At 39.7% G+C, this 463-nt stretch carries 1 protein-coding gene; it reads left to right on the top strand.

The window, feature by feature from the left end; translation table 11 throughout:
• Positions 1–55 precede the first annotated feature (55 nt).
• Positions 56–415, top strand: a complete 360-nt coding sequence (locus ACTHUR_RS20215) for a roadblock/LC7 domain-containing protein (protein ID WP_070460119.1) — start codon at positions 56–58, stop codon at positions 413–415.
• The last annotated feature ends 48 nt before the right edge of the window (positions 416–463 follow it).

The following is a 463-nucleotide window of genomic DNA, read 5'->3' as shown; positions in this document are numbered from 1 at the left end:
ATACGGCAGCCGTTGATTTTTGCCTGACCGATATTTATTTTAGAATGGAGCGACTATGCAACAACTATTAATCTCTGTATTAAGCGATTTGAACAATACTTCTGCGGATATCACTGCCTCTGCAGTTATTTCTACAGACGGCCTGCCGATCGCAACCATGCTGCCTTCCCACTTGAATGCAGACCGTGTAGGTGCGATGTCGGCAACGCTTTTGGCATTGGGCAATCGTTCCGTACATGAGTTGGCTTGCGGTGAGTTGGATCAGGTAATGGTTAAAGGTAAAAATGGCTATATTCTGTTGAGTCAAGCAGGTGAAAATGCAGTGTTGGTATTGATGGCAAAAGAAAGCGGTAAATTGGGCTTGATTTTGTTGGATGCGAAACGTGCAGCCAAACAAATTGCTGAAATCTTATAAAATTTTTATAAATTAAAAAGATATAAAAATATTTTTGTTTTATATAGA

This window comes from Neisseria sp. P0021.S007, from assembly GCF_051956855.1.
The sequence above is the reverse complement of the archived record's forward strand: the minus strand, read 5'-3'. Positions and strand labels throughout refer to the sequence as shown.

Coding starts and splice junctions, on each gene's coding strand:
- ACTHUR_RS20215 (WP_070460119.1), top strand. CDS start 56: ATGCAACAACTATTAATCTCTGTATTAAGCGATTTGAACAATACTTCT.